The 20,944-nt window shown below is 72.1% G+C and carries 17 protein-coding genes and 1 pseudogene; 4 read left to right on the forward strand and 14 right to left on the reverse strand.

What is annotated here, in order from left to right; translation table 11 throughout:
- Nucleotides 1–35 precede the first annotated feature (35 nt).
- The 3 genes from ACLF6P_RS27300 to ACLF6P_RS27310 all read left to right on the forward strand — a co-directional run bounded on the left by ACLF6P_RS27300 (nt 36) and on the right by ACLF6P_RS27310 (nt 3,736).
- A complete protein-coding gene (locus tag ACLF6P_RS27300; protein ID WP_415953874.1) occupies nt 36–665 on the forward strand; it encodes a MarR family winged helix-turn-helix transcriptional regulator in 630 nt (209 codons plus the stop codon).
- A gap of 195 nt (nt 666–860) precedes the next feature.
- Complete coding sequence (locus tag ACLF6P_RS27305; protein WP_415953876.1) at nt 861–1,520, forward strand: histidine phosphatase family protein; 660 nt, start codon at nt 861–863, stop codon at nt 1,518–1,520.
- 206 nt (nt 1,521–1,726) lie between these two features.
- A complete protein-coding gene (locus ACLF6P_RS27310; RefSeq protein ID WP_415953878.1) occupies nt 1,727–3,736 on the forward strand; it encodes a GTP-binding protein in 2,010 nt (669 codons plus the stop codon).
- A 182-nt stretch (nt 3,737–3,918) separates the two neighbouring features.
- On the opposite strand, the gene ACLF6P_RS27315 is transcribed toward ACLF6P_RS27310, so the two are convergent.
- From ACLF6P_RS27315 to ACLF6P_RS27355, 9 genes and pseudogenes are all read right to left on the reverse strand, one after another.
- Complete coding sequence (locus tag ACLF6P_RS27315) at nt 3,919–5,748, reverse strand: SWIM zinc finger family protein (RefSeq protein ID WP_415953880.1); 1,830 nt, start codon at nt 5,746–5,748, stop codon at nt 3,919–3,921.
- A gap of 416 nt (nt 5,749–6,164) precedes the next feature.
- Nucleotides 6,165–8,978: a DEAD/DEAH box helicase gene (locus ACLF6P_RS27320; RefSeq protein ID WP_415953881.1), complete on the reverse strand. Its 2,814-nt coding sequence runs from the start codon at nt 8,976–8,978 to the stop codon at nt 6,165–6,167.
- A 151-nt stretch (nt 8,979–9,129) separates the two neighbouring features.
- Complete coding sequence (locus ACLF6P_RS27325; protein ID WP_415953883.1) at nt 9,130–9,708, reverse strand: sugar kinase; 579 nt, start codon at nt 9,706–9,708, stop codon at nt 9,130–9,132.
- 372 nt (nt 9,709–10,080) lie between these two features.
- Nucleotides 10,081–11,205, reverse strand: a pseudogene (locus ACLF6P_RS27330) (ROK family glucokinase); the annotation flags it as partial.
- A 100-nt stretch (nt 11,206–11,305) separates the two neighbouring features.
- Complete coding sequence (locus ACLF6P_RS27335; protein WP_415953884.1) at nt 11,306–12,136, reverse strand: ATP-binding cassette domain-containing protein; 831 nt, start codon at nt 12,134–12,136, stop codon at nt 11,306–11,308.
- A complete protein-coding gene (locus ACLF6P_RS27340; RefSeq protein ID WP_415953886.1) occupies nt 12,133–13,182 on the reverse strand; it encodes an ABC transporter permease in 1,050 nt (349 codons plus the stop codon). Before ACLF6P_RS27340 ends, ACLF6P_RS27335 begins: the two co-directional genes overlap by 4 nt.
- Nucleotides 13,179–14,195 (reverse strand): substrate-binding domain-containing protein, encoded by a 1,017-nt coding sequence (locus ACLF6P_RS27345; RefSeq protein WP_415953887.1) that lies wholly within the window; start codon nt 14,193–14,195, stop codon nt 13,179–13,181. The genes ACLF6P_RS27340 and ACLF6P_RS27345 overlap by 4 nt, the downstream gene beginning before the upstream one ends.
- A 161-nt stretch (nt 14,196–14,356) precedes the next feature.
- Nucleotides 14,357–15,352, reverse strand: coding sequence for a substrate-binding domain-containing protein (locus ACLF6P_RS27350; protein WP_415953889.1), 996 nt, complete (start codon nt 15,350–15,352; stop codon nt 14,357–14,359).
- 43 nt (nt 15,353–15,395) lie between these two features.
- A complete protein-coding gene (locus tag ACLF6P_RS27355) occupies nt 15,396–16,226 on the reverse strand; it encodes a GntR family transcriptional regulator (RefSeq protein WP_415953890.1) in 831 nt (276 codons plus the stop codon).
- A gap of 100 nt (nt 16,227–16,326) precedes the next feature.
- Between ACLF6P_RS27355 and ACLF6P_RS27360 the strand changes: the two genes are divergently transcribed.
- Nucleotides 16,327–17,325, forward strand: coding sequence for a Gfo/Idh/MocA family protein (locus ACLF6P_RS27360; RefSeq protein WP_415953892.1), 999 nt, complete (start codon nt 16,327–16,329; stop codon nt 17,323–17,325).
- A 59-nt stretch (nt 17,326–17,384) separates the two neighbouring features.
- Here ACLF6P_RS27360 and ACLF6P_RS27365 read toward each other — a convergent pair whose 3' ends face one another.
- The 5 genes from ACLF6P_RS27365 to ACLF6P_RS27385 form a co-directional block, all read right to left on the reverse strand.
- Entirely contained in the window at nt 17,385–17,897 is a 513-nt protein-coding gene (locus ACLF6P_RS27365) for a hypothetical protein (protein ID WP_415953894.1), read from the reverse strand.
- Nucleotides 17,897–18,331 carry a PaaI family thioesterase gene (locus ACLF6P_RS27370; RefSeq protein WP_415953896.1) on the reverse strand — a complete coding sequence of 145 codons (435 nt, stop codon included), beginning with the start codon at nt 18,329–18,331 and terminating at the stop codon, nt 17,897–17,899. The genes ACLF6P_RS27365 and ACLF6P_RS27370 overlap by 1 nt, the downstream gene beginning before the upstream one ends.
- Nucleotides 18,332–18,368: 37 nt before the next feature.
- Nucleotides 18,369–19,553, reverse strand: a complete 1,185-nt coding sequence (locus tag ACLF6P_RS27375) for a cytochrome P450 family protein (RefSeq protein WP_415953898.1) — start codon at nt 19,551–19,553, stop codon at nt 18,369–18,371.
- 90 nt (nt 19,554–19,643) lie between these two features.
- Complete coding sequence (locus ACLF6P_RS27380; RefSeq protein WP_415953899.1) at nt 19,644–20,153, reverse strand: GyrI-like domain-containing protein; 510 nt, start codon at nt 20,151–20,153, stop codon at nt 19,644–19,646.
- A gap of 71 nt (nt 20,154–20,224) precedes the next feature.
- Nucleotides 20,225–20,890, reverse strand: a complete 666-nt coding sequence (locus tag ACLF6P_RS27385) for a response regulator (RefSeq protein ID WP_415953901.1) — start codon at nt 20,888–20,890, stop codon at nt 20,225–20,227.
- Between the last annotated feature and the right edge of the window lie 54 nt (nt 20,891–20,944).

The raw sequence follows: 20,944 nt of genomic DNA on the forward strand, positions 1-20,944 counted from the left end.
GCGTCTGCCGAAGTGGGGCACGGTACAAAGGAGGTATGGCCAACGCAGGGCAGCCCGAGCCGGGCACGGAGGATCCCCAGCCGGGCACGGGCGACGCCGAGCGCGGCGTGGACGAAGCCGAGCGGGGTGCGGACCGCGTCGAGCCGGGCGCAGACCCTCTCGAGCCGGGTGCCGACGGCGTCGATGAGGTGACGCGGGCTGTGCTGACCGTCTCGCGGCTTCTGGTCGCGGTCTCCGCCCGCTCCCTCGCGGCAGCCGAGGACCGGGTGACGCTGCCGCAGTTCCGGCTCCTGGTGGTCCTGGCCTCCCGGGGCACGTCCAAACTCGTCGTCCTGGCCGATCTGTTGAAGGTCAACCCGTCCACGGCGATGCGCATGGTCGACCGTCTCATCGCGGCCGGGCTCGCCGAGCGGCATATCAATCCCGCCAACCGGCGCGAAACACTCCTCGGTCTGACCGAGGAAGGCCGCCGGATCGTCGACGAAGTGACCGCCCGCCGCCGCGAGGAGATCGCCTCGATCGTGGCCCGGATCGGCCCGGACCGACGCGCCGCGCTCGTCGAGGCGCTCACCGCGTTCAGCGAGGCGGGCGGTGAGCCGCTCGTCGCCGACGACACGGACGCGCTGTACCCCCTCGGGTGGCCCGAGGCTCCTGCCCGACCCTGAGGCAGGCGGTCACCCCTCGGCGATCGGCGCGAAACTCCGCGTACTCCACCAGGGCGGATGTCCCCCGGCACGCCCCGCCGCACGCCGCGGGCGGGGTCGCGGGCGGATAGCAACGGGTTACGGCGCGCACGGCCCGAATGCCGCGCTCCACCCCGCCCCGCTCCGCCCCGCCCCGCCCCGAGAAATGAGCACACCATGCCGAACGCACCCCGCATCCTGCTCGCACGGCACGGTGAGACCGCCTGGTCGCAGAGCGGGCAGCACACCGGCCGCACCGATCTGCCGCTGGTCGAGGCCGGCCGGCGCAGTGCGCGGCGGCTCGGTGAACGGCTGCACTGCAGCCCCTGGGAGGGCCTGTCAGACGCGGTGGTCCGCACCAGTCCGCTGCTGCGCGCCCGCCAGACCTGCGAACTGGCCGGGTTCCTGGACCGGGCCACACCGTGGGACGCGCTCATGGAGTACGACTACGGGGCGTACGAAGGACTGACCACGCCGCAGATCCAACGGGAGCGCCCCGGCTGGGACCTGTGGCGCGACGGCGTGCCCGAGGGCGAGACCCTCGCCGGGATCTCCGCGCGCGCCGATGAGGTGGTCGCCTGGGCCCGCGAGCGGGACTGCAACATCATCCTCTTCGCCCATGCCCATCTGCTGCGCGCGCTCACCGCGCGCTGGCTGGGCCAGGAGGTCTCGTTCGCGTCCCAACTCGATCTGGCGCCGGGGTCGTTGTCCGTTCTCAGCAAGAGTCACGGCCACCCGGCGATCCGCCGCTGGAACGACACCGGCCATCTGGAGCACGACACCCGCGTACGCGACGACATGTGGGCCGCGCAATCCGCTTCGTGGACGCAGTGGTGAGGCGGGTTCCGTAGCGGCGGATATTGCGTTGCCCGGCGGTACGCGCTCTGTTCTACTCACAGGCGTCCGCCGCGCGGAAGCGGCCAGGAAAAGGGCACGAGAAGGGCTCACAAAGCCCACAAGAAGAGGCAGAGGTATCGGAATGCGTCAGACGTCCATGTCCCGTTCGCAGACCCCGATCCCCTCTTCGAAGGACCTGACGCCACGTGTCATCGGCATGGACCGATCCGTCACTGAACCTGGGCATCCTCGCCCATGTGGACGCCGGTAAGACAAGTCTGACCGAGCGGCTGCTGCACGCCGCCGGTGTGATCGACGCCCCCGGCAGCGTCGACGAAGGAAGTACGCGCACGGATTCGCTCGCCCTGGAGCGGCGCCGCGGCATCACCATCAAGTCCGCGGTGGTCTCCTTTCCGCTCGGCCCGCCCGAGGACCGGGTGAACATCAACCTCATCGACACGCCCGGCCATCCCGACTTCATCGCCGAGGTGGAGCGGGTGCTCGGTGTGCTCGACGGCGTGGTGCTCGTCGTATCGGCCGTGGAGGGGGTGCAGGCACAGACGCGGATCCTGCTGCGGACGTTGCGCAGGCTCGGCATCCCCACCCTGATCTTCGTCAACAAGATCGACCGTGGCGGCGCACGGTACGCGTCGACGCTGCGGCAGCTCGCCGAGCGTCTGACGCCGACGGTGCTCGCGATGGGCCCGGTGCGGGCCATCGGCACCCCCGAGGCCCGCGCCCTCGCCTACGGCGGCGAGGACGCCGCGTTCCGCCGACGCATGACCGAGGTGCTCGCCGAGCAGGACGAGGAACTCCTCTCCGCGTACGTCACGGACACCCCCGTCCCGTACCGCCGTCTGATCGGCGCACTCGCCCGGCAGACGCGGGACTGCCGAGTGCACCCGGTGTTCTTCGGCTCGGCGGTGACGGGCGCGGGGGTGCCCGAGCTGGTGGACGGCATCCGTGGTCTGCTGCCTTCGGCGGATCGTGGCGACGGGCGGCTCTCGGGCACGGTGTTCAAGGTGGAACGCGGCGAGGCGGGCGAGAAGATCGCCTGTGTACGGATGTTCTCCGGCACGTTGTCCGTACGCGAGCGGGTGCCCGTGGGGCGCGCGGATTCCTCGCACGAGGGCAAGGTCACCGCGGTGGAGGTCTTCCACGAGGGCACGGGCGCGCGACGGTCCGCCGTGCGGGCCGGGGAGATCGCGAAGGTGTGGGGTCTCGGTGAGGTGCGGATCGGCGACTGGGTGGGCGCCGCCCGCAGGGAGTCCGCCCAGGCGCATTTCGCACCGCCCACGCTGGAGACGGTTGTGGTGCCCGGCCCCGGGACGGACCGCGGTGCCCTGCATCTGGCGCTGGCCCGACTCGCCGAGCAGGACCCGCTGATCGGCCTGCGTCAGGACGACGTGCGCGGGGAGGTGTACCTCTCGCTCTACGGCGAGGTGCAGAAGGAGGTCATCGAGACCACGCTCGCCGAGGAGTTCGGGATCGAGGCCGGCTTCCGTGAGACGACCACGATCTGTGTCGAACGGCCGCTCGGGGTGGGTCACGGATACGAGAAGGACCTCCATCCGTTCCTCGGCACGGTGGGTCTGCGGGTGGAACCGGCGGCGCCGGGGAGCGGGGTGTCGTTCGGTCTCGAGGTGGAACTCGGTTCCATGCCGTACGCGTTCTTCAAGGCCGTCGAGGAAACGGTGTACGAGACGCTCGGCCAGGGGCTGCTCGGCTGGCGGGTCCCCGACTGCAGGGTCACCATGACGCACTGTGGTTACTGGCCGCGGCAGAGCCATGCGCATGCGGTCTTCGACAAGAGCATGTCGAGTACGGCGCGCGATTTCCGGCAGCTCACACCGCTCGTCCTCATGGATGCGCTGCGGGAGGCGGGAACGCGGGTCGAGGAGCCGGTGCACCGGGTGCGGTTCGATCTGCCCGCGGATGCGCTGAGCCCGGTGCTCGCGCTGCTCGGGCAATTGCGGGCCGTGCCGGGGAGTCCGGTGGTCCGGGGCGCGGCCTGCACGGTGGAGGCGGAGGTCCCGGCGGCCGGTCTGCACCGGCTGGGGCAGCTGCTTCCGGGGCTGACGAGCGGTGAGGGTCTCGCGGAGTCCCGGTTCGCGGGGTACCGGCCGGTGACGGGTACGCCGCCCGCCCGGCCGCGCACGGACCACAATCCGCTGAACCGCAAGGAGTATCTGCTGGCGGTGACGCGGCTGCGGTAGGGATCCGGCAGGGCTGCGAGCTCCGCAGCGGGGCTCCGAGGCGCCCGGCGGGCTTGCGGGATGCCCGACAGGCGCGGGATGTCCGACGGACCCGAGGTGCCCGACAGGCACGGGATGCCCGACAGGCGCGGAGTGCCCGACAGACCCGGGATGCCCGACAGGCGTGGGATGCCCGGTCGCTCTCAGCTCGGCATGCCGTCTCCCGTCCACCCGGACAGGGCGCCGACCGGGTCGAGGTCTCGCGTGCCCCTCGGCCACCAGTCCTCCCGGCCTGCCTCGGATTCGTACGGGTACCAGTAGCCGTCGCGGCCGTAGCGGAGCTGGAGGTGGCCGGCCGGGTGGGTGAGGTGGTTGTGCCGGGGCCGGAACGGGGGGTGTTCCGCGGCGAGCAGGGCCGGGCGGGCCTGGTCGAAGGGGCCTGCCGGTGGGTTCCACGCCTCCTCGAGGACGGCCAGCCCGTCGAGGCCGCCCTGGCGCCAGGCCGCCACGGCCCGTGCGAGGTCGGTGGTGGAACGCCCGGCTGCCGCGGCCAGCCGGGCGTAGAGAGCGCGGGTTGAGCCGGTGAGTCCGGATCCGGGCTGTCCGGCGGCGATCCGGACGGCGTCCTGCCAGAGCGTGAGGGCGGCGACGGGGTCCTCGCCGGTGGTCAGGAGCGTGTGGGCGCGGGCGGCCGCGTCCGTCGCCAACTGGTCGAGCGCCAGCGGGTCAGGGCCGCCGGGTGCGGCCGGGTAGGCGGGGGCCGGGCCCGGCTGCGCGGGGGTCGGCAGAGGCGGGGGCAGCGGTGGCAGGGGGCGCGGGTCGAGGGCCTCCGCGGCCCGTACGGAGGGCATCGCCGGGGCGGAGGGCTCGGCGCGGGCGGCGCGGTGTGCGTTGCGGCGGGCGAGGGTGTCGAGGAGCCAGTGCTCGCCCCGGCCGCGCAGCAGGAGAAGAACAAAGGGGTCGGTGTCGAGCAGTCGGGCCGTCTGGTAGCAGAGGGCGGCGGCGTGTTTGCAGGGGTGGCCGGAGTCCGGGCAGGAGCAGTCGGGTTGCAGGTCGCCCGGGCCCGGCAGGAGATCCACACCAAGATCGTCGGCAAGGTCCGCGAGGCCGTGCGGGAGTTCACGGTCGAGCAGCGCGGCCAGGTGGCCGGGGTGGTCGGCGGCGGCGTCGAGGAAGCGCTCCCAGTCCGCCTCGTCGAGGGTCCGCAGCCGGATGCGGGTGCGGTAGGGGCGCCGGCGGCTGCCCTGCACATACGCGAGCGCGCTGCCGGGCGTGACGGTGATCGCCTCGACGTGCCCCTGGTCGGCATACGCCCGCCCCCGCTTGACCCGCGCCGGATCCGCGGCCACCTCCTCCATGGCGTGCACCCAGGCGTTCCCCCACCAGGTGTCGGCGAAGTCGCCCTCGCGGGTGGGGCGCTGGGGAAGCGCGGAGAAGGTACGCCTCAGATCCTGGACGGGGAGCGTTCGGGCGGGGGCGGCCTCCGCCCGTCCGGATGCCGCGTCCCGGGTGCGCCGGGGTGGCGCGGGGGCGGTCGCCGCGGTGCGGGGGTGGTGGTCGGGTGCGGGCGGGGGCGCGGCGGTACGCGGACGCTGACCGGAAGCGGGCGCGGCCTCGGCGGTACGCGGACGCTCGCCGGAAGCGGGCGCGGCCGTACCGGGGGGTGAGGCATCGCCGGGCGCGGGCGATGCCGTACGGGCGTCGTGATGGCGTGCCGCGCCTTCGGTTGTGTCCAGGATGCCGCGCGCGGGGTCGGGGGTCGGCGCCGTGTGCCGGGTGGAGTGGTCAGGCGTCAGGGCTTCCGCCATGTCCGGGGACCGTTGCACTCCCCCGTGCCCGAGGGTCTGCAGCAGACCGGCCAGATCCGCGGCCGCCGTTCGCGGGCCTCCCCCGCTGCCGCGCGTGCGGCGCGGCCGTGCAGGCCCACGCGCAGCGCGGGCCTGCTCCGCGCGCTCCTCCCGATGTGCCGCATCCCGCGCGGCGCGCAGCGCCGCCCGGGCCTCGTCGGCCTCGTGGCCTTCCGGTCGGGACATTGGCTGCGTCTGCTCGCGCTCGGCGTCAGGCGTGCTCGGCCCCGGACGAGCGTGTTCGCTGTCCGGGGCCGTCGTCGTGTGCTCCACCGCCCCCTCACGCTGCCTGTCCGGGGGGTCACCTGCCCCCGGGGCCAGAGCCACGGACCGGGCCGCGCGCAGTGCCGCCCGCGCCGCATCGGCCGGGCGCGCACCACCGGACGAAGCCGCGGGCTCGACCGGACGAGGAGCCTGACGTCCCGCGCTCTTGGTCCCGGATTCCGGGGCGGGCGCCGGAGCCTGCCCCGCGGCGGCCGGGGCCCGGGCCGGCTCGCCCGGCTCGGTGTCCTGTCCCTCCCCCGTGGTGGAAGCAGCCGCATCCCGCGCGGCGCGCAGCGCCGCGCGGGCGCGGTCCGCGGGGCTGCCCTGCCCTGTTCCGCTCATGCCGACCTCCGCAGCGAGACGAGGTCCGCCAGGTCGCGGTCCGTGAGTTCGGTCAGGGCGGACTCGCCCGTGCCGAGGATCGCCTCGGCGAGCTCCCGCTTCGCGGCCAGCATTTCGGCGATGCGGTCCTCGACCGTGCCTTCGGTGATCAGCCGGTGGACCTGGACCGGCTGGGTCTGGCCGATGCGGTAGGCGCGGTCGGTGGCCTGTTCCTCCACCGCCGGGTTCCACCAGCGGTCGAAGTGCACGACGTGGCCCGCGCGCGTCAGGTTGAGGCCGGTGCCCGCCGCCTTGAGCGAGAGCACGAGCACCGGGATGGCCCCTGCCTGGAAACGGTCGACGAGCTTCTCGCGCTCGGCGACCGGCGTCCCCCCGTGCAGCATCTCGACCGGCACGGCCCGGGTGGCGAGATGGGCGGCGATGAGGCGGGCCATCCCCACGTACTGCGTGAAGACGAGCACCGATCCGTCCTCCGTGAGGATCGTGTCCACCAGCTCGTCGAGCAGGGCGAGCTTGCCCGAGCGGCCTTCGAGCCGTACCCCGCGCAGGTCCGGCACGGGCACCCCGCCCTCCTTGAGGTACTGCGCCGGGTGGTTGCAGATCTGTTTGAGCGCGCCGAGCATTTTCAGGACGAGGCCGCGGCGGGCGATCCCCTCGGCCGCCTCGATCGCGGCCATGGACTCGCGGACCACCGCCTCGTAGAGCCCTGCCTGTTCGCGGGTCAGGGGTACGGGGTGGTCGGTCTCGGTCTTCGGGGGCAGTTCGGGCACGATGCCGGGGTCGGACTTCCTGCGGCGCAGCAGGAAGGGCCGCACCAGGCGCGCCAACCGCTCGGCCGCGTCGGGGTGTTCTCCGCCTTCGACGGCGCGGGCATGGCGGGACCGGAACGCCTTGAGCGGCCCGAGCAGCCCCGGCGTGGTCCAGTCGAGCAGGGCCCACAGCTCGGAGAGGTTGTTCTCGACGGGGGTTCCGGTCAGGGCGACGCGGGCGGGCGCCGGGATGGTGCGCAGCGCCTTGGCGGTCGCGGACGTCGGGTTCTTCACATGCTGCGCCTCGTCCGCGACGATCATGCCCCAGTTCTCCTGTGCCAGACGGGGTGCGGCGGTGCGCATGGTGCCGTACGTGGTGAGGACGAAGCCGCCGTCGAGGTCTTCGAGGCTGCGGCCGGTGCCGTGGTAGCGGCGGACGGGGACGCCGGGGGCGAACTTCTCGATCTCCCGCTGCCAGTTGCCGAGCAGCGAGGCCGGGCATACGACGAGGGTCGGTTCGCCGTGGTCGCGTTTGAGGTGCAGGGCGATGAGGGTGATGGTCTTGCCGAGGCCCATGTCGTCGGCCAGGCAGCCGCCGAGTCCCAGTGAGGTCATCTGCTCGAGCCAGGTCAGGCCGCGGAGCTGGTAGTCGCGCAGGGTCGCCCGCAGTCCCGGGGGAGGCTCGGCCGGGGCGAGGGCGGTGGTCAGGCGGGTGCGCAGGGCGGCGAGAGCGCCGACGGGTACGGCCTCGACCGTCTCGCCGTCGACCTCGGCCTCGCCGGTGAGCGCCACGGACAGCGCGTCCACCGGGTCGAGCAGTCCCAACTCCCGGTTGCGTGCCTTGCGGACGAGCGCGGGATCGACCAGGACCCACCTGTCGCGCAGGCGCACGACCGGCCGGTGGGATTCGGCGAGCACATCCATCTCGGCCTCGCTGAGCGCTTCGCCGCCGAGCGCCAGTTGCCAGCGGAACTCGAGGAGTTGCTCGGCCTCGAAGAAGCCGGTGCCGTCGGTGGCCGAGCCGGGTGCCGGGCGGACGACCGCGGCCGCGGACAGGTCCTGGGCGAGATCGCGCGGCCAGTGCACCCCGACGCCCGCGGCGGTCAGGCGGGCGGCAGCAGCGCCGAGCAGCTCGTACAACTCCTCCTCGCTGAGCGCCAGTACATCGGGGGTGTCGCGCTCCGTGAGCCGCTCCAGGGGCGGCCAGACGCGGGCGGCGCGGCGCAGTGCAAGGGCCGCGTCGACCCGGGCGCGGGGGCCGAAGACCGCGTCGCCCTCGCCCGCCCACAGGCTCGCCGCGTCGATCACGAGGGTGGGGTCGGCGAGGCTGTGCACCTGGACGATCGCGGCGGCGCCCCGGCCCCGAGCATCGTCGGTGCGGTCGAACAGGTGGTAGCCGCTGAGATCGAGGCGCAGCGAGATCCGCACACCGGTGTCCATTCCGGCGGCCGCCTCCGCCGCCCAGTCCCGTGCGGCGGGCAGCCGCTGCGGTGCGCGGGCGGCGAAGGGCGCGCCGAGGGCGTGGGCGGCCGCGGGGGTGCGCGGCAGGCTGTCGGCGACGGCGTCCAGGAAGGCGCGGATCACGGCCTCGGGGGCGGGCAGTCCGAGTGGCTTCGCCGCGGGCAGCGGGCTCACGTGGCCTTCGTACGGCAGGGCTGCCGCGAGCGCGCGCAGATGCCGGATGTCCTCGGCTTCGAGCGGGCCCGCCCGCCAGGCGTCGAGGTCGTCGACGGTGAGGCCGGGCAGGAGGCGGCCGCGGGCGATGAGGTGCAGGGCGAAGTGGGCGGCCGCGCCCCAGCAGGCGGCTGCCGGGTGCGCCCCGGGTGCGGTGCGGGCGTGCAGCAGGGCGGGCAGCGCTTCCGGTACGTCGAGGGTGAGTGCGGGCACCTCGACCGTACGGATCACGGCTCCCCGTCTGCGTACGACCGCGAGGTCCGTGCCCCGGCCGGTCTCCGCCGGCAGTGGAGTGTCATCCGGCGACCAGAACGCCATCCGGCCCTCGCGGGGCAGGGGTGCGGGCAGGAAGACAGGGGCGAGGTGGGTGAGCGTGGCAGTGGGCATGGTCGGTCGCACCTCCTCGTCGGGCTTCCCGCGTCGCGCCGGTCCGGGTCGGGCCGGCTGTCACCGCGTGTTCCCAGCTGCCGACGACTTTACGGAGCGGCACTGACAATCGGACGTCCGCGCAGGTCAGAGGGCGTTTACGCGCCGCTCGTCAGGGATTGGCCGTCGACACCACGTACACCGTCGGCCGCAGCGGATCGAGGGTGTCCACGGTGACGTCCCGGGTCGGCCGGGGGTCGGCCTGTTCGTGTGTGAGGCCCGACCACCGGCCCTCGCCGGCGAAGTCCCAGCCGACGATGCGCCGGTCCCGGCCGCTGATGGTGATCTTGCCGGATTCGAGCTCCTCCGTGCTCGCGCCGATGCCCTCGAGGAACTCCCCCAGACCGGTCTGCGTCGTCTGGAACTGGATGTACAGGCGGCTGGTGCGCCAGTTGTTGGTCTCGTAGTACGCGACCTCCGTGGCGTCCCCGGGGACCGGCACCTCGTAGACCCGTCGCTGCAGCCGTGTCGGCCAGCCCTCCGTGAGTCCGGTCGCGGAGTAGCGCTCCTCCTTGTCGCGGCCGCTGTCGCGGCTCTGGCCCGCGGAGATCGCGAGATAGCCGGCGGGCACACCGATCAGGAGCACGATGATGATCGCGGTCAGCCAGCGGCGCCGGATCATGTGCCGACGGTCCTCCGGCTGACGCACCGGCTCGTCCGGCGGCGAGGACTGGCGAGGGACGGTCGGCATCTACGGGTTTCCTTGCGTGGGGCTGGGGCCGGTTCTGCTGGGGTCGGTGGTGCTCGGGTGGCCCGCGGTTCCGGAAGTGCCGCTGGAGCCGGAGTCGGCTCCGGAACCGGAGTCGGCTCCGGAACCGGAGTCGGCGCCGGTGCCGGAGTCGGCGCCGGAGTCGGCGCCGGGGCCGGAGTCGGTGCCGGTGCCGGAGTCGGCGCCGGTGCCGGAGTCGGCGCCGGTGCCGGACGTGCCTCCTGTGCCGGGTCGGTCGGTGGCATCCGGCCGGCCGGTCGCACTCGGGTCCGTGGGCCCGGGATCCGTGGACCGCGTGCCCGTGGCGCGGTCCGCCACGGCCGCCCGCGTCTCGGCCAGCGTAGGGATACGGCCGCTCCGGATCGCCTGGGTGTAGCGCTCGTACCTCTCGTGCCGCTCGACCCGCCGGCGGTTGGCGCGCCGGAAGCGGCGGGCGACCAGGCGCGCCAGGTCGGCGGCGCCGACCATACCGGCATCGGGTCCGAGCTGCGCCTTGGCGATACGGGCCTCCGGACGGTAGCCGCGGCCGGTGAGCTGGCGGCGGAACGCGTCCCTGGCGGGCACGATCAGCAGGTCGTCCGCGGCGCTGACGCCACCGCCGATGACGAAGCAGGACGGGTCGAGGGCCGCGGCGAGGTTGGCGATGCCGACGCCGAGCCACTGGCCGATGTCCTGGAGCAGCTCCACGCACATCGCATCGCCCTCGCGGGCGAGCTCCGTGATCAGCGGGCCGGTGATGTCGGGGATCTGGCCCTTGACGCGTTCGACGATGTTGTACGCGACGGGGGAATCGGCGGCGGCAAGCTCGCGGGCTTCGCGGACCAGGGCATTGCCGGAGCTGTACTGCTCCCAGCAGCCTCGGTTTCCGCAGGGGCAGCGGTGGCCGCCGGGGACGACCTGCATATGGCCGAACTCGCCGGCGACACCGAATTTGCCGCGTTTGACCTGGCCGTTCTCCAGCATGGCGCCACCGATGCCGGTGCCGAGCGTGATCATGACGAGGTTGTCCTCGCCCTGGCCCGCGCCGAATCGCCACTCGGCCCAGGCAGCGGTGTTGGCGTCGTTGTCGACGAGGACGGGGACGGCGAGGCGGCCCTCCAGGGCCTCGCGCAGGGGCTCGTTGCGCCAGGCGAGGTGCGGGGCGAACAGGACGCGGTTGCGGTCCGCGTCCACCCAGCCCGCCGCGCCGATGCCGACGGCGTGGACGTCGTGGCGGTCGGAGAGGTCGAGGACCAGTTCGCAGATGGTGTCCTCGACGACCTTGGGGCTCTTGGACTTGTCCGGGGTCTCCGTACGGAGCTTCTCCAGGATGACGCCGTCCGCGTCGACGACGCCCGCCATCACCTTCGTACCGCCGATGTCGATACCGACCGTGGGCACGCGGGGGGCGGTGAGATGCGAGCGGCGCTCGCGCGTCCCCACGGTCCGCAGGGTCGCGCGCGCTGAGCCTCGGGGGGCGAGATCACGGTAAGAGCTCATTGCTTGCGATTCTATGGGCGAGTCCGCGCGGACGCGGTGCCCGGCCGGGGCCGGGTGGACCGGACGGACCTGGTGGGCCCTGTACCGGCCGCCCGGACCGTCAGGTCTTCTCCGGCGGCTCCCCGCCCAGGTGCAGCGGCTCCGGTGCGCGCTGGATCTCGTGGCTGAGTTCCTCCAGCTCGGAGCCGCCCGCCATCTGGCGGGTGAGTTCGTCCAGGGTGATTCCGGACTTGAGGTGGCTGCCGGCCATCGCGCCGCGCTTGAGGAGGACGAAACGGTCACCGACCAGGTACGCGTGGTGCGGGTTGTGGGTGATCAGGACCACGGCGAGACCCGCGTCACGTGCGGCCGCCACGTACTTGAGGACGACGCCCGACTGCTTGACGCCGAGCGCCGCCGTCGGCTCGTCGAGGACGAGAACCTTCGCACCGAAGTGGACCGCGCGGGCGATGGCGACGCACTGGCGTTCGCCGCCGGAGAGCGTGCCGATGGGCTGGTCCACGTCGCGCAGGTCGATGCCCATGCGCGCCAGCTCCACCCGGGTGGTCTCACGCATGAACGCCACGTCCATGCGCCTGAGGGGGCCCGCGCCCTTCGTCGGCTCGGAGCCGAGGAAGAAGTTCCGCCAGACCGGCATCAGGGGGACGACGGCCAGGTCCTGGTAGACGGTGGCGATCCCGCGGTCCAGGGCCTCGCGCGGTTTGCCGAGCCGGACCTCCTCGCCCTCGATGCGGAAGGTGCCCGCATCGTGCTGGTGCAGGCCCGCGATGATCTTGATGAGGGTGGACTTGCCCGCGCCGTTGTCGCCGAGGACACAGGTGACCTCTCCGGCGTGGGCCTGGAGGGACACCCCTTCGAGCGCCCGGATGTTGCCGTAGTACTTGCTGATGTCGTCCAGCTCGACCAGGGCCACAGGTGCTTCCCGATTCATTTCGTGGCCTCCGCCCGCTTGCGTACCCAGTGGTTGAGGAGCGTGGCGAGCAGCAGCATCGCGCCGAGGAAGAACTTGTACCAGTCGGCGTTCCACTCGGCGAAGACGATGCCCTTGCTGACCATGCCGAAGATCAGCGCGCCGAAGGCGGAGCCGATCGCGGAGCCGTAGCCGCCGGTGATCAGACAGCCTCCGATGACGGCCGCGACGATGTAGATCAGCTCGTTGCCGACGCCTTCGCCGGACTGCACCCGCGAGAAGGAGAACAGCAGGTGCTGGCCCGAGACCCAGGCGCCGAAGCCGACCCCCATGTAGAGGCCGATGCGGGTCTTGGTGACGGGGACGCCGACCGCGCGCGCCGCGTCGCCGTTGCCGCCGACCGCGAAGATCCAGTTGCCCCAGCGGGTACGGAGCAGGATCCAGGTGGCGAGGGCCACCAGGACCAGCCACCACAGGATGGTGATCTTGAAGTTGACGCTGCCGATGGTGATCTCGGAGGCGAAGACCTTCCGCGCGGAGTCGAAGCCCTCCATGTCCGAGATCGACTTGGTCTGCACGGTGCCGCTGATGAGCTTGGTCAGGCCCAGGTTCAGGCCGGTCAGCATCAGGAACGTACCGAGCGTGATGATGAAGCTCGGCAGTTTCGTACGGGTCAGCATGGCCCCGTTGAAGACGCCGATCGCCAGCGTGACCAGGAGCGAGACGAGGACGCCCACCCAGACGTTCGCGGTCATCTGGTAGCTGAACATCGAGGACGTGAGCGCCGAGGACGTGACGAGGACACCGGCCGAGAGGTCGAACTCGCCACCGATCATCAGCAGCGCCACCGGCACGGCCATGATGCCGAGCGTGGACGCCGCGTACAGGACGGTGCTCAGCGAGGAGAGCTGCAGAAAGCTGTCCGCGGTCAGCGAGAAGAAGACGAAGACGGCGACGGCGCCCATCACCGCGCCCAGCTCGGGCCGGGAGAGCAGCCTGCGCCACAGGGAGGTGCCGAGCAGCCGTTCGTCCTGGGGCGTCGTGGCCGGTTCGGCCGTCTTGGTCATCGGGTCCCCCGCTCGGTGTACTCCAGCAGCTCGTCCGCGTCCTCGCCGGTGATGATCTGCGGGCCGGTCAGGACGGGCCGGCCGCCGCCGAGCACGTCGGCGTTGTAGCGGTAGAGCCAGAGCAGGTCGACGGCCTCGTAGCCCTGCAGATAGGGCTGCTGGTCGACCGCGAAGCCGTACGTCCCGTCCTGCAGGCCGCGCGCCACGTCCGCGTTGAGGTCGAAGGTGTCGATCTCGGCCTCGCTGCCCGCGTCCGCCTTGGCCTTGACCGCGGCGTCGGCGAAGGGCGCGCCGAGCGTGACGACGGCGTCGATGTCCGGGTCGGCCTGGAGCTTCGCGCCGATGCCGGACTGGACCTCGGGCATGTTCGTGCCGTCGACGTAGAGGTTCTGGAGCTCGCCGTCGAAGGACTTCTTCGCGCCGGCGCAGCGCTGCTCGTGGCCGACGTTGCCCTGTTCGTGCAGGACGCAGAGCGCCTTCTTCGCGCCCCGCTTCGTCAGCTCATCGCCGACGGCCTCGCCGGCGATCTCCTCGTCCTGGCCGATGTGGCTGAGGGCGCCGAACTCCTTGGACTCGGCGGAGCCGGAGTTCACCGTGATCACGGGGATGCCGGCCTTCTTCGCGTTCGCCAGTACGCCCTTCATGGCGTCCGGCTTGGCGAGGGTGACGATCAGCCCGTCGACCTTCTTGTCGATGTACGACTGCACGAGCTGCGCCTGCTGCTGCGCCTGGTCGTCATGGGCGTACAGGAAGTTGATGTTGTCCTTGACGGCGGCCTGCTTCGCGCCGCTCTGGACGATGTCCCAGAAGCTGTCGCCATCGCCCGAGTGGGTGACCATCGCGAAGGTCCATTCGGGTGTGTTCACCGCCGCGCGGCCCTGCGCCTCGGCGGAGGCCTTGCGTGCGTCCTCGGCGCGCTTGCCGCCGGTGCTGCTGCACCCGGTGGCCGCCATGCCGAGCACCGCCGCCATCGCGACGGCCGCCATGTTGGCCCACGTCCGAACCCTTGCCACGATGTCGTGCCCTTCTTGCTGCCTTGCCCGGTGCGCCGCGACCGCGTGTGCGGGCGCGAACGCCCCAGTATTACCGACCGGTCTTCGAGGGCGCCGGTCAGGTACCGGGCGGCCGCTCGGCCAAACGGTCGAGCGGCCGGGCACGGCGAGGGTCGGGCTCGTCACCGCGTGCCGTTCCTGGTCAGCTTCTCGAGCTGGGGGACGTCCTCCTCGGTGACGATCGCGGGACCGGTGAGGACCTGTTGGCCACCGCCGATCACGTTGAGGTTGTTCTTGTACAGCCACAGGCCTTCCACGGCGAGGTAGCCCTGCAGATAGGGCTGCTGGTCCACCGCGAAGGTGATCTCCTTGGCCTTCAGCTGCTCGGTGACGGCCTCGTTCAGGTCGAACGTGGATACCTGCGCCTTGCTCCCGGAGTCCCCCTTCGCCCTGATCGCGGCCTCGGCGATCCCCGCGTTCAGTGTGACGATCGCGTCGATGTCCTGCGTGGCCTGCAGTTTCGCCGCGATCTGCGACTGGGTCTGCGGCATGTCCGTACCGGGCACGTTGATGTTCTCGGTCTCGCCGCCGAAGGCCTTCCTGACGCCCGCGCAGCGTTCTTCGAGCGAGATGTTGCCCTGCTCGTGGATCACGCAGAGGGCCTTCTTGCGTCCCTGCGCCTGCAGTTGGGCGCCGACGGCCTCGCCCGCCACGGACTCGTCCTGGCCTACGTGATTGAGCGCGCCGTACTCCTTCGAGAACCGGCCGCCCGAGTTGACGGTGATCACGGGGATGCCCGCGGCCTTCGCCTTGCCGAGCACGTCCTTCATCGCCTCCGGCTTGGCGAGCGTGACGATGAGCCCGTCGACCTTCTTGTCGATGTACGACTGGACGAGCGAGGCCTGTTCCTTGGCCTGGTCGTCGCTCGCGTACAGGAAGTCGACGTTGTCCTTGGCCGCGGCCGCCTTCGCGCCCTTCTGCACGATGTCCCAGAAGGCGTCGCCCTTGCCGGCATGGGTGACCATGCCGATCGTCAGCTTCGGCCCGGAGGCCTTGCCCCCGCCGTTCCCCTCCGGCTTGTCCTCGGACTCCTTGCCGCCGGAGCTGCTGCAGCCCGCGACGACCAGGGCGGCCGCCGCGACGGCGGCCATGCCTGCTGCGGTGCGGCGTCTACGCATCGAGACCCGCCTCCCGTGAATTTGTCGGAACATTCGGACTTCGCTACGCAGGCCGTACGAGGAGCTGGAACTCGAACGAGTAGCGCGCGGCCCGGTAGAGATGGGAGCCGTACTCGACCGCGCGGCCCATGTCGTCGAACGTGGTGCGCTTCATCGTCAGCACGGGCGCGCCCTCGGCCTCGCCGAGGCGGGCGGCCTCCTCGGCGGTGGCCGCGCGGGCGCCGATGGCCTGGCGTGCACTGTGCAGGGTGATGTTCGCGCCCCGCAGCAGCCGGTAGAGGCCGGTGGCCTCCAGGTCGGCGGTCTCCAGCGCGAGCAGCCCGGTGGGCAGCTCATTGCGCAGATACGCCACGGGCTCGTCGTGCGCGAGCCGCAGCCGCTCGATGCGGTGCACCTGCGCGCCTTCGGCGAGCCCCAGCAGGGCGGCGGCCTCGGCGGACGCGGGTTCCACCGCGTTGTGCAGGACGTGGGTGGCGGGGCGCCGGCCCGCGGTCTCCAAGTCGTCGAAGAGGCTGGAGAGTTCCAGGGGGCGCTTGAACTGGTTGTGCACGACCTGTGTGCCGACGCCGCGCCGGCGCACGATCAGCCCCTTGTCCACGAGCGACTGGATGGCCTGGCGCACCGTGGGCCGGGACAGGCCCAGGCGCGAGGCGAGGTCGATCTCGTTGCCGAGCAGGCTGCCCGGGGCGAGCAGGCCGGTCTCGATGGCCTCCTCCAGCTGCCGGGACAGCTGGTGGTACAGCGGGACCGGACTGGTGCGGTCGACGGCGAGCGGCAGCGCGGCGCTCCCCGGGCTGCTCGCGGCCGTACCCGCCGCTGTGTTCCCCGCAGTGTTCCCCGCAGTGTTTTTGCCGTGCACTGCTTGCCTGGACACGGGGCGAGCGTAGTCGCGCGTCGGGTCGGCAGGAAGTGGTGAGGTCCGATTGTCCTGACAAGCGATGGACAGGACCTGGTGGGCCTGCCACTTTTGAGCCATGCGTATCGGACTCATCGGAGCCGGCCGGATCGGCTCGTTCCACGCCGGCGTGCTCAGCCGCCACCGTGATGTGGGCTCCCTCCTGATCGCCGACGCGGACGCGGCGCGCGCCACCCGGCTCGCCCAGCGGCTCGGCGAGACGGCCGCTCCGGGGGTACGCGAGGTCTTCACCTGGGGCGTGGACGCGCTGGTGATCACGGCCGCGACCTCGGCGCACGCGCCGCTGATCGAGCAGGCCGCGCGGGCCGGTCTGCCGGTGTTCTGCGAGAAGCCGATCGCGCTGGATCTGCCCGGTACGCTCGCGGCGCTCGCGGAGGTGGAGGCGGCCGGTTCGGTGCTGCAGATCGGCTTCCAGCGCCGCTTCGACGTGGGCTTCACCGTGGCCCGCGAGGCGGTGCGCTCGGGCCGGCTCGGCCGGCTGCACACCGTACGGGTGATCACCTCCGATCCCGCTCCCCCGCCGCCCGAGTACCTGCCGCTCTCCGGCGGCCTCTACCGCGACTGCCTCATCCACGACTTCGACATGCTGCGCTGGGTGACCGGGTGCGAGGTCGACTCGGTGTACGCGACGGGCTCGGACGCCGGTCCGGCGATGTTCCGCGAGGCGGACGACATCTCGACGGCGGCGGCCGTCCTCACCCTGTCGGACGGTGTCCTCGCCACGGCCACGGCGACCCGGCTCAACGGCTCGGGATATGACGTACGGATGGAGCTGGCCGGTGAGCTCGACCAGGTGGCGGCCGGGCTCGACGACCGCACGCCGATCGCCTCGACCGAGCCGAAGGGGCCGCCGGCCGCGTCGAAGCCGTGGCCCGGCTTCCTGGAGCGGTTCGCGGCCGCGTACGAGGCGGAGCTGGCGGCCTTCGTCTCGGTGATCACCGGCGAGCGCGAGAACCCCTGCGACGGGCGGGAGGCGCTGGCCGCGCTGCGGGTCGCGGAGGCGTGCGAGATCTCCCGGAGGCAGGGGCGGCCGGTGCGGCTGAGCGAGGTCGGCTGAAGTACGCGGCCCGGGCGGCCCGGGGCGCCGGGGGCAGGACCGGTCAGGTCCGGGCTGCTTCAGTCGAGCAGCCGTATCGTCGGCGTCCGGGTACTCGTCGCCACCGGCCGGTCGCAGTGGGTGCAGGACTGGCTGGTCGGGCGGATGGCGTTGGTCTGGGTGGTGAAGTGGTGCGGCTCGGTGGCGGTCTCGTCCGGGCAGTTGTAGCCCAGATGGAGGCGGACCCAGGGCTGCAGCGTCGGGGCGGCGCCGCGCAGTCCGGTGCGGGCGTCCGTGAAGGGCGCCCACCAGAAGCTGACGACAGCGTTGAGGGTGAGCCGGTCATCGCCCGAGGTCACGTCGTACGCGGCGATCCGGGCGGCGGTGTAGTGGCTGGGGAAGCCGCTGCTCGTGCTGCCGGAGCACAGGGCGCGTTCCGCACCGAGCTCCAGGACGGTGGTGCGGGCGGTGCGCTCGCAGACGAAGCAGTCGAGGGCGAGTTCGATCTGGGAGCGCCAGTGGACATGGTGGAAGCCCTCACCGCCGCCGAGGCGGGCGGTGAGTTCGGCCGCGATCTCCAGTTGGCGCTGCATCAGGAACCGGCGGTGTTCAGGACCGTGCCCTGGGCGACGGCGCAGAGCGTCTCCGTGCCCTCGTCGTCGACGGTGAGCAGATCGCAGCGGGCCACCGCCTGGCGCCGGCCCGCGTGCACGACCTCGGCGCGGGCGAGCAGGGTACGGCCGCGGGCGGGGCGGATGTACTGGATGGAGAAGCCCGCGGTGAGCACGACCGGGCCGAGCGCCGAACCGGCCGCGAACGTCAGCGAGTTGTCCGCGGCATAGGCGAGCACCCCGCCGTGCAGGAACCCGTTCTGCTGCTCCAGTTCTTCGCGTATGTCGAGTTCGAGCACGGCCGTGCCTTCGCCGAAGGTGGTGATCCGGGCCTTCAGGAGGCGGCTGAACGGCTGGGCGTCCAGGACCTGTTCGGCGGTGGCGAGATCGAACTGGATGCGGTGGGACTCCGGCATGGGGCTGCACCTTCCGTGATCGGCTGCGAGCCGCATTTCACCACTTCACCGGGAGTTCGCGCACCCCCCGCACGATCGTTCCGGGCAGCCAGGGTCCTGGCACGCCGTCGAGGGCGAGGTCGGGACAGCGCTCCAGGAGGCTGCGCAGGGCGATCCGGGCTTCGAGGCGCGCCAGGGGTGCGCCGAGGCAGAAGTGGATGCCGTGGCCGAAGGCGAGATGCCCCTGGGTGGATCGGTCGGGGTCGAAGCGCTCGGGGTCCGGGAAGCGGGCGGGGTCGTGTGCGGCGGCGGCGAGCGAGACCAGGACCGGCTGCCCGGCCGGGATGGTGACCTGGCCGTAGGTGACCGGTTCGGTGGTGAAGCGGTAGGTGGCGTTCTCCACGGGGCCCTCGTACCGCAGTGTCTCCTCGATCACCGCGTTGAGACGGCCCGGATCGGCGCGTACCGCCTCCAGGTGGCGGGGGTGGCGGAGCAGGGCGTGCACCGCGTTGCCGATGAGGTTGACGGTGGTCTCGTGGCCGGCGATCAGGAGCAGGAAGACCATGGCGCGCAGTTCGTCCGCGGAGAGCTTGTCGCCGTCCTCGGCCGTGGTGCGGATCAGGGCGCTCAGGAGGTCGTCGGCCGGGGCACTGGCGCGTTTGTCTTCGATCAACTCGTTCAAATACGTGGCGAGTTGAGCGATGGCGGCCGCTTCCGCCTCGGCTCCGGTGGGGGCGACCACCTCGTTGGACATGGCGCGGAAGGCGTCACGGTCCATGGCGGGCACGCCCAGGAGCTCGCAGATCACGGTGAGCGGGAGCGGGAAGGCGAAGGCGTCGATGAGGTTCGTACGTCCGCGTGGCCCCATGGCGTCGAGGAGCTCGTCCGTGACGGCCTGCACGCGCGGCGCGAGGGCTTCGACGCGGCGGGCGGTGAACTCGCGCGTCACCAGCTTGCGCAGCCGGGTGTGCTGCGGCGGGTCGGCCAGCAGGAGGTTCGTGCCGATGAGGTCGCCGTCCAGCCGGCTGGCATCGACCACCCGGGGATCCTTCGCGAGCCGCGGGTCGCCGAGCGCTGCCCGCGCCTCCTCATGGCCGACGATCAGCCAGGCGTACGCCTCCTCGGCCGGCGGCGCCAGCTTGACGAAGTGGGCGGGGCCGCGGCTGCGCAGCTCCGCGTAGACGGGGTAGGGATTCTCGGTGAACTGCTCGCCGTACGCGCCCAGATCGACGAACTCCGTCATGAGTGACGTTCCTCTCCACAGCCCGGCCCCGAGGTCAATGCACGTCGAGGCTAACCCGACCAGGAGCAGGGCCGGTTGGGCGGTGTCACCTCACTGGTCGGCGAGGCGCAGCGACAGCTCCATCTGCCACTTCTCCAGGTCGGGCTCCAGGCGCGGGTCGGTGTGGTAGGTCTCCAGGCGGCAGCCCCAGACCTCGCCCTCCTCGGTGCGCACCATGTCCCATTTCAGGCCCTTGGCATGGCCCCACTTCAGCAGGGTGGCGGCCACGGTGAGAAGCCGGTCCGGGTGGCCGGTGTGCTGGACGGTGGCATAGCGGCCGGCCGGGAGGGTTCCGTAGAACACGTCGCTGTGCGGGAGGCGGACCCGTTCGTGCACCGGGACGCCGGCCACGACGTGCAGTTCCTGCTCCGGGTCCGAGGGGTTGATCAGCTCGTATTTGAAGAACGGGCCGTCGGCCGGCGCGATGCCGCGTTCGGCGAGCAGCCCGACGATCTCGGGCAGCCGGTCGGCGATCAGGCCGAAGGCGGACCAGGTGACGCGGCCCCGGACGCCGAGGAACGGCTGTTCGGCGCGCTCCACGATGCGCGGTTGAGTCCCCATGGGCCGATCCTGACGGTCCGCTCGGCCTTGCGCACCCCGGCGGTCCTCGAACGGCCGGGTTCGGCGGGGGCTCAGTCCTCCACAAGGCCCGCGTCATGGGCGAGGAGGGCGATCTGGACGCGGTTGTTCAGTTCGAGTTTGGTGAGGATCCGGCTGACATGGGCCTTCACCGTGGGCACGCTCAGGAAGAGCTCCCCGGCGATCTCCGCATTCGACCTGCCCCGACCGACGGCGACGGCGACCTCCCGCTCCCGCTCGGCGAGCTCGCCGATCCTCCGCCGCGCCTTCTCGCGCCGGCCGCCGTACGTCTCCGGGCCCGCCGCCCGCGCGATCAGCTGACGTGTGACGGCCGGGGAGAGCACCGGCTCCCCTGCCGCGACCCGGCGTACCGCCGCCACGATCTCGGCGGGCGGGGTGTCCTTCAGAACGAAGCCTGCGGCGCCCGCGCGCAGCGCCCGCAGCACCTGCTCGTCCGCGTGGAACGTGGTGAGCACCACGACCTCGGGGGCTTCGTCGCGCGAACGCAGCTGCTCGGTGGCGGTGAGGCCGTCGATCTGCGGCATCCGGATGTCCATCAGGACCACATCGGGATCGGTGCGGTCCACGAGCGCGGGCACCTCGGCACCGTCCGCCGCCTCCCCCACGATCTCGATGTCCTCGCTGCCGCCGAGCATGAAGGAGAGCCCGGCTCGGACCAGCGGATCGTCGTCGACGAGAAGGAGGCGGATCACGTTCATGAAGCCCACGCTATCCGGTGGTGAACACCACACCCGGCCCTGTCGAAGATCGCT

Origin of the sequence: Streptomyces lothianensis (assembly GCF_047779955.1) — a bacterium.
Lineage (GTDB): Bacteria > Actinomycetota > Actinomycetes > Streptomycetales > Streptomycetaceae > Streptomyces.

Coding starts and splice junctions, on each gene's coding strand:
- ACLF6P_RS27350 (WP_415953889.1), bottom strand. CDS start 15,352: ATGCGTAGACGCCGCACCGCAGCAGGCATGGCCGCCGTCGCGGCGGCC.
- ACLF6P_RS27315 (WP_415953880.1), bottom strand. CDS start 5,748: ATGTCCCGACCGGAAGGCCACGAGGCCGACGAGGCCCGGGCGGCGCTG.
- ACLF6P_RS27365 (WP_415953894.1), bottom strand. CDS start 17,897: ATGCAGCGCCAACTGGAGATCGCGGCCGAACTCACCGCCCGCCTCGGC.
- ACLF6P_RS27335 (WP_415953884.1), bottom strand. CDS start 12,136: ATGAATCGGGAAGCACCTGTGGCCCTGGTCGAGCTGGACGACATCAGC.
- ACLF6P_RS27320 (WP_415953881.1), bottom strand. CDS start 8,978: ATGCCCACTGCCACGCTCACCCACCTCGCCCCTGTCTTCCTGCCCGCA.
- ACLF6P_RS27325 (WP_415953883.1), bottom strand. CDS start 9,708: ATGCCGACCGTCCCTCGCCAGTCCTCGCCGCCGGACGAGCCGGTGCGT.
- ACLF6P_RS27380 (WP_415953899.1), bottom strand. CDS start 20,153: ATGGGGACTCAACCGCGCATCGTGGAGCGCGCCGAACAGCCGTTCCTC.
- ACLF6P_RS27360 (WP_415953892.1), top strand. CDS start 16,327: ATGCGTATCGGACTCATCGGAGCCGGCCGGATCGGCTCGTTCCACGCC.
- ACLF6P_RS27300 (WP_415953874.1), top strand. CDS start 36: ATGGCCAACGCAGGGCAGCCCGAGCCGGGCACGGAGGATCCCCAGCCG.
- ACLF6P_RS27375 (WP_415953898.1), bottom strand. CDS start 19,553: ATGACGGAGTTCGTCGATCTGGGCGCGTACGGCGAGCAGTTCACCGAG.
- ACLF6P_RS27385 (WP_415953901.1), bottom strand. CDS start 20,890: ATGAACGTGATCCGCCTCCTTCTCGTCGACGACGATCCGCTGGTCCGA.
- ACLF6P_RS27305 (WP_415953876.1), top strand. CDS start 861: ATGCCGAACGCACCCCGCATCCTGCTCGCACGGCACGGTGAGACCGCC.
- ACLF6P_RS27340 (WP_415953886.1), bottom strand. CDS start 13,182: ATGACCAAGACGGCCGAACCGGCCACGACGCCCCAGGACGAACGGCTG.
- ACLF6P_RS27370 (WP_415953896.1), bottom strand. CDS start 18,331: ATGCCGGAGTCCCACCGCATCCAGTTCGATCTCGCCACCGCCGAACAG.